Here is a 7910-nt window from a genome sequence, read left to right as displayed (position 1 = left end):
TTACGGGATGCATTCAGTGGTGTTGGGCGATGAGATGAATCGGCGTTCGGCTTGATGTCGCCGGATTCCTCCTGGATAAGGATTGACTCGACCCGTGAAGAGTCGCTCATGTTGGTGTCGGTGGAATCAGAGTGGTCAAATCCGATCATCTTATCGGTGACTTTGGGCTTCTTGGTTTTGCCTAAGGTCGTTTTGTCCATAACTTCAGAATCAGTCACCTCAAGTTGGTCAAGTCCCAAAGCGGCATCGATTGCAGCTTCCTCAAGGCCGGCCCCCTCCAGCGGATTGAGTGGAGAGCCTTGCTGTTCGGGCGTTGTTGTAGCAGTGAATGCAGCCACCCGGTCCAGGAACTCTTTTGGGTCAAATGGCAGCTTCATGACGGCTTCATCCGGATAGGCAGGCGAAGGTTGGCCGGGCTCGACCAACAAGAGCAAAGGCGTCGCCGCGAATCGGTTGTCGCTGGCCAGTCGTTCGTGAAAAAGACTGCCACCGGAGCCGGCCAGGCTACTACCTGTGATAATGAGGTTGGGTTGGGTGTGATTAAGCACTTCCAACGCTTTCTGTGCAGTGGCCACGGAGATCACGTCGTAACCGTTCTGTCTCAGGACGGTTGTAGCAACTCCCCGGATAGTGTCCGACGATTCAGCCAGTAATACTCGTTTTGCCATACCTCTGCTCAATCCTTGATGTTCTTGTCGGCCAGGTGCGTTGACGCTTCCTCGAGGAATTTACGATCAGCTTTGCTGATATTATCGATACCGACTTGATTTATCTTGTCCAGGATCTCATCGACTCGTTTCATTATTTCTTCGGCTTTTACGCGGTTCTTCTCGAGTTTGGCGCTCTGCCTTTGGTACTTGTAATCTTTGATCTTTCGCCCCAGCTTAATCCAACGCAAGTCCAACTTGAGATAGGCGAGTCCGAACAGTGCTCCGCCAAGGTGCGCCCAGTGGGCGACATGGCCGCCTGAGAAAAGAAAACCCAGAATCATCATGCCCGGAATGGCATATTTGACCTTCACCGGGAAGAGAAAATAAATGTACAGATGACGGTTGGGGAACATTATCCAATAGGCTACCAGCAGACCGTAGATAGCGGCCGAGGCGCCGATCATCGGGTAAGGTTGCGATGAGTTGACGATCAGGGTCAGAAAGGCTCCCGACAATCCGGCCAAGATATAGAATTTACCAAAACTTTTGGTGCCGAAACTGGCTTCGATCTCGGTGCCGAACATCCAGAGGGCGAACATGTTGAAAAATATGTGACCGAACCCACCGTGCAGGAACATATAGGTAAACGGCTGGTAGAGCAGGTTGGGAAACTGGTTGAAGAAGGCGGCCGGAGTGAGGCCAAGGGCGCCTGTCAGCGCCGGGTAGAAATACTGGGCGAAGAACATCACGCCGTTGGTTATCAGCATCAGCTTGATAAAAGGCAGTAGTTTACCCGGCCCGAAACTCATTGAGCCACGATTAGGCCGACTTTGAAACTGAAAAGGTCTCATTGTGCTTTATATCGGCTGTTTAAGCTAAACCATTCAGGGCAGAGCTATCAGCTTTATGGTACGCTTGAACGGCTTCCTAGTTACTTTTCTTATCCTGTTCATCTCCCTCCGGGAGAGAATCTACTTTCGGCCCTCAGCCACCGCCGAAACGGGGTAACACTTTCAAGAAGAGCAAACCCAGGGCCAGGACCAGGACCCAGGACAGAATCTCATGCCAACTCATTCAGATACTCCTGACCGGACTCGCTCCGGTCTATTATACACCATACTACCACTTTCTAAAACGGATTTCCAGACAAAAAGCTCCCGTATCGTGGAGATTATCCAGGTTGTTCAGGGGGAGAGAAAGGGCCGCTGGTCAGGAGCCCTGTGCTCCTGACACTCTTCGACTTCGCTCAGGGTGAAGTTGGTGAGCGCTCAGCGTGAGGCCGTAGGGCGCGAGGCGCAAAATGTGATTCATCAGGCGAAACGCAAAAAACAGGCTTGCCTGTGTAGGTCAGGAGCCTTGCGCTCCTGACACAATCCAGCAGACTAAGCCAGCACCTTCTGCAACCGGTCGGTCAACTGAGCTTTGGGCACAGCGCCGACGATTTGGTCGACCACCTCGCCGTTCTGGAAGATCAACAATGATGGAATCGACATAATGTTATATTTACCGGCGGTCTGGTTGTTGGAATCAACGTCCAGCTTGGTCACTTTGACTTTATCGCCGTACTCGGTTGCGATTTCTTCAAGGATGGGTGCAATCATTTTGCAGGGGCCGCACCAGGTGGCCCAGAAGTCGACGATTACCGGTGTGTCGGATTGCAGGACTTCGGCGTCGAAGCTGTCGTCGGTAATTTCAATCGGTTTGCTCATCGGTTCTCCAAGTTCTATCAAAAGGTCGTCAGATTTCTTTTCACTTTAACGCCGTTTTCACCGCACGGTTCCACGCATTGTCACCGTTCGGTGGCCCACCCCGCCCCAGGCGGGGCTGTGGGGTTTTTGTCTTGTGCTCACTGAGTCTTCAGACTCAGTGAGACGGCGTCAATTCTTAGACGCTAATATATGCAGTAATGATTCAGAGTAAAAGGGGATTTTGTACTCTATTGTCGGTGCGGGCCTAGGCTAGTCTGGGTGGCCCACCATTCATGGTGGGGGCGACGGGTGTCAGGGGAAGAGTTCATTTTTGTCATTCCGGCGAAGGCCGGAATCCAGTTCTGAATTCGAAGACCTGGATGCTGGCCTCCGCCAGCATGACGGACATGGCGAGTTCGCACCTATCCAACCACCTCATGGTGAGCGGAGTCGAACCATGAACGCGATAAAAGACCCGTCCCAAACGAGGGTTGTGACTGGCACCCAGGACCTATGCCTTCTGATTCTTGAAGTCACTAATAATGGTCTTCATATCAAGAAGAGGTTCGGCGTCGCAAGCTAGGCCGAACTCGTACCTGCCATCAAGTAGTTTGTTACTGAACACGAGCCCTACGCAATTCAGCTTGTCATCTCCTTTGCTCACAAGAGGTGCACCACTTATTCCTGGCATGCCCGAAAAGCTCAGGAAGTACGTGCGCTTCGTCCCCCCAACAACGGATTCGTCGGCGATGTTTGAAACATACCCTTTAAAGCAAAAGTTGTTGATAGTTGGGACCTTCTTCCTGGAGAATTCGTCATAGATTTCGGCGGAGTCGGGATAGCCGAATGTAAAAACTTCGGTGCCCAACGGCAGTTCGGAGTAGCTGATCTCCAACTGTCTGAATTCATCTTTGTACCGAGCGAAGGACCGTGGTTCGATAATCAGAATCCCGATATCAATCCGGTTGTGAAAGGCCACCCCTGATCCCGCTGGCAGCCCTATGGCATCATTCTTACCATATCTTGTTGCGAAGAACAGGTTTTTGGAGCCGTCCCCGATCTTGTCCTCGTATCCCTCTATTACATGTTTGGCCGTCACGAAGATTGGGTAACCCTCCATCACGGTGAAGAAGCACGTTCCCAAGAACTTTGGGTTCACCGGCTGGCCGTTCTCACCGCAGTCTGCGATTAGTAGTGGGAAAATTGTCTTGGACCAGTCAAAAACCATTCGCCTCCCCGCTCTTTCGAGACCTATCGAAACCGCACGGGTTTCGACCTACCGGAGAAGATGGACCCCGGCCTTCGCCGGGGTGACAAAAATCACATCGAGGTGACAGAGGTCACACCCTACTCTTCACCCTCTTCGCTAACCCGCCTGAGAAAGATTTGACCTGTTCGGCGAAAGCTTCCAGTCGCGTCTCTTCGCCGGAGTCGCGCAAGCCTTCGTAGCTGATGTTCAGCCAGGGGATGCCGTCGTGGTCGTCGGAGACTTTCTTGGACAAAGAACTGACCACCGTGCCCGGCATGCAATTAAACGGCATAGCGTTCACCACACCACCAGCACCCTGCTGGGCCATCTCAATCGCTTTGCCGATGGACAGCAGCGCTTCGCCCTTGTAGTCGCGCGGCAAATAGGCTGAGGCCAGTTCCAGAATCTTGCTGGTAGAATACTCGTGCCCAATATCCAGAGTGCGGGATACCGTGTTGACCATCTGGTGTTCAGATCGTTGTTGCATGAGCACCTGGATAGAACCCTTGAGCAGCCCTTTGTAGTCACGTTTCAACCATGCGTCACGGCGGAAATCAAGCGAAGTATACATAGGCCACTCACAGAAAGTAGCCAGCCAGACCTCAAGGCCGAGCTTTTCAAGTTTTTCGATCAGGAAGTTGTTCGAGAACCGATTGTTGCGCAGATAAATCTCACCAACGACACCCACGATCGGTCGACGTTCACCCTTGGTCTCAATTTCAGAGAAGTCAGCCGCAGCTTCGGTCAACACCGTCTCCATAGAGATGTCATTGAGTATGGCATGGTCGAGACGGCCTATATGGTGGTAGTATTTCTTCTCGGTCTCGCCTGAGTTCACTTCATAGGGACGAGTCCGGTGCATCATCTTGATCAGACAATCGACAACCACCGAACCGCTCCAGGCAATTTTCCTGAACGGCGTGTTCTCAAGTCCAAACTGAGCGTAGCCGTCGCGTGAGTTGGGGGAGAAGATCGGTACGTCTTGGTAGCCAAGATCGTCGAGCACGATCCGGTGGTACTGGCTGTACAGACCAAACCGACACGGTCCGTCGGCGCCCGGCATGAAGAAGACCGAGTTCTTCCGGTCGGTTTCGGGGTCTCTCAGTTTTTTGATCATGTCACCGGTAGTGGTGACACAGGGGAAGCACTCCTTGCCGGAACAGAATTTCTTGCCGATTTCGACAGTCTGTTCATCCGGTTCATCGAGTACTTCAGCGTTGAGTCCGCACCGTTCCATAGCCGCCCGAATCGGGTAAGCATGGTCGCACATGTTCGGAATGTAGATTGTCTTTTCGCCTGCGCCATATTCAGGTTTTGCAACGTTGAACGATGACACCGGCGGTGTGAATTCATAGAAGCGCAGCGAGTCAATGAACGCTTCACATCGGGTAATCATGCCGGCATCGGCCGAGTGTTCATCGAGTTCCAGTTGCAAATACGGTTTACCCGACATTTGTTTGCGGAAGAAGTGAGTAATAAACGAATCCGGTCCACATCCAAACGAGGTGATATAGACAGCGAACAGATTCGGATTCTTGCGAATCCTGTCGGCCGCTCCGAGAATCCGTCGTCCGTAGCGCCAGTACATGTATGGGCTGGTTTCATCACCGTTGGGGGCCAGGAAATCCAGCGGTACGGCTTTGAGACCGAGGTCACGAATCTTCTCGGGCAGTTCCATCGAAAGCCGCGGGTCGTAGCCGTTGTACGGCCGGCTGATTATGACCAGGACTTTTTCGTCCGGTCTCAGTTCGCTTAATATCTTTTCGCCCTCGGCGTGCAGTTCTTGTTTGTATGTTTTGTAGGCACGCAGACCGCACTCGACAGCGCTCTTGAACTGACGGTCGGACAGTTTGAAATCGGCCGCCACCTGTTTGAGACCGTTCTTGAGATTGGCCGTGTCATGGCTCAGCTTTATCGCCGATGTAATCAGTTTGACGTCAAGCTTGTCGAAGTCGAAAACGGGTCGGACCGATGATCCGATGGCCTGAACATACGGACAGATATAGGCGCCGTCCTTTTTCTCGTCGTGTTCTTCGGCTACTTTGATCAGCGAGGGAAGGAAGACGTAGTCCACTTCTTTTTTTATCAGGTTGGCCACGTGTCCATAGACAAGCTTGATCGGGTAGCAGGTTTCGGCTGAAAACAGTTCCAGCGCATCCTCGACGATGCTCTGATCCGATATATCGGAGTTGACCACTTTGTAACCGAGTGAATCAAAGAAAGCCATCCAGAACGGATAGTATTCAAGAAAGTGCAGGACCCTGGGAATACCGACACGCCCTCGTGGCTTATCGGGTTTCTTGAATTTCAGATAGCGCTTGTACTGCAATTTCTGGCGTATCTTGACATAATCCGGCGGGAGATTCTCTTTACTCTGTTGTGAGACGTCGTATTTTTCGCACCGGCTGCCATAATACAAAGGTTCTTCGCCTTCAAGGTCGACCTTGTGAATCTCGCACTGGTTGGAGCAGTCTTCGCATGTGAAACTGCTGACCGTATACTTGCGCTTATGCACGTCAAAACCTCGGAAGGAGGTTTCAAAACTGGGGTCCTCGAGCTTCTCGATGGCCAGGATGGCCGCACCGATAGCGCCGGTCACATCGTGGTGCGGCGGCACCGTAACGGTTTTGCCGGTCAGTTTTTCAAAAGCCGCGACGACAGCTTTGTTCCAGGCCACGCCGCCCTGGAAGAAAATGTTGTCACCGATATGTCGGTCGCCGACCACCTTGGTGAGGTAGTTGCTGACAATAGAGTAGGCCAGTCCGGCTATGAGATCATCTTTGTTGGCGCCGGTACGTTGGTGCGCAACCAGATCGGATTCCATAAACACCGTACAACGTTCGCCGCACCCGACCGGACACTGCGCTTTGAGCGCTTTTTCGCCGAATTCATGCTCGATGCGGATAGCCAGTTTCTCAGCTTGCTCCTGCAGGAATGAGCCGGTGCCGGCGGCGCAGGCTTTGTTCATTTCAAAATCGATGACGGTTCGCTTGTCTATCGATACGTACTTTGAATCCTGCCCGCCGATTTCAAAAATCGTGTCGACTTCGGGATCAATGGCAATGGCCGCAGTGGCTTGCGCGGTAATCTCGTTTCGCACGATGTCGCCACCTACAAAATCAGAGGTCAGGTAGCGCCCGGAGCCGGTGGTGCCGACCGCTTTGACGTTTACACGCGACCCGACTTCTTCGCCGATCTCTTCCAGGCCACGCCGCACCGCCTCAATGGGGCGACCTTCGGTCATCAGGTAGCGTCTTGCAATGACGCGGTGATCTTTATCGATCAGGACAAGGTTGGTCGAAAGTGAGCCGACATCGATGCCCAGGAAGACATCAAGGCCGTCGATATCATCTGGACGGTTCGCTTGCGTAATGTCGTAGTGCTTGGTGTCTGGGAAATTGAAGGACAGAGCTGCACGCCCGGATTCCGGTACTTCCCGAAACTTGAGATAGGCTTCGATCTTGGCAGGATCAAACTCGTCTACCAATGCCTCTTTCTGTTCGGCCAGAAGCGCGGCGCCGACCGCGCCGATTACGTTGTGGTGTTCGGGAATAATCAGTTCGCCCGGTTCCAGATCGAGTATCTCAGTAAATGCGCGCACCATGCCGGGGTTAGCGGCCACGCCGCCTTCGAAGGCGATTGGCTTGACGAACTTTTTGCCTCGGGCAATTGAGCTTTTGAAATTGCGGGCAACGGCAAAACAAAGACCGGCCACGATATCAAAGTCCGGCGTTGCCACTTGCTGCAAGTGAATCATGTCGGACTTGGCAAAGACCGAACAGCGTCCGGCAATGCGCGGTGGGTTTTTAGACTTCAAGGCCATCTGGCCGAACTCTTCCTCAATGCTGATTTTCAGTCTACCGGCCTGCTGGTCCAAAAACGACCCGGTACCGGCGGCGCATTGAGCGTTCATGGCAAAATCGACGACTAGTTTGCGCTCTGAGTCCAAAAGCAGCAGCTTGGAATCTTCGCCCCCCATCTCAATAACAGTCTTGGCCTCAGGTACCACGAAATAGCTGCCTTCGGCCAGGGCGCCGATCTCGCCGAAGAATCGACCACCCAGAACGCTCTGCGTGGTTTTGCCGCCGATTCCGGTACAGCCTACATAAACCGGCTGCGAAGTCAGGTGGCCAAACTTCTCGTCCAGCAACTCTTTGAGTGTTTCAAATGGATTCCCGCGAAAACGACGATAGGCGGAGTCTACGATTTTCTCGTTTTCAAGCAGTACCAGTTTTACCGACACCGAACCGATGTCGATTCCGAGAGACAAACGTTTTGCTTCCATGCGCATAAAAGAATACCTGTCCACTGTCAATTGCAAGT

At 52.7% G+C, this 7910-nt stretch carries 5 protein-coding genes; all 5 read right to left on the bottom strand.

The annotated features are described in order from the left end of the window. Positions 1-668, bottom strand: a 668-nt coding sequence (locus OEV49_12240) for a hypothetical protein (GenBank protein ID MDH3891845.1), incomplete at its 3' end; no start/stop codon positions are given. A gap of 8 nt (positions 669-676) precedes the next feature. After that, positions 677-1459, bottom strand: coding sequence for a rhomboid family intramembrane serine protease (locus tag OEV49_12235; protein ID MDH3891844.1), 783 nt, complete (start codon positions 1457-1459; stop codon positions 677-679). Between the two features lie 573 nt (positions 1460-2032). Further along, positions 2033-2359 (bottom strand): thioredoxin, encoded by a 327-nt coding sequence (gene trxA, locus OEV49_12230; protein MDH3891843.1) that lies wholly within the window; start codon positions 2357-2359, stop codon positions 2033-2035. A 490-nt stretch (positions 2360-2849) separates the two neighbouring features. After that, positions 2850-3566, bottom strand: a complete 717-nt coding sequence (locus tag OEV49_12225; protein MDH3891842.1) for a serine protease — start codon at positions 3564-3566, stop codon at positions 2850-2852. A 112-nt stretch (positions 3567-3678) separates the two neighbouring features. Further along, complete coding sequence (locus OEV49_12220; protein MDH3891841.1) at positions 3679-7878, bottom strand: acyl-CoA dehydratase activase; 4200 nt, start codon at positions 7876-7878, stop codon at positions 3679-3681. Positions 7879-7910: the final 32 nt, after the last annotated feature.

The organism is Candidatus Zixiibacteriota bacterium (genome assembly GCA_029860345.1).
Taxonomy (GTDB): Bacteria; Zixibacteria; MSB-5A5; order GN15; family FEB-12; genus JAJRTA01.
The sequence above is the reverse complement of the archived record's forward strand: the minus strand, read 5'-3'. Positions and strand labels throughout refer to the sequence as shown.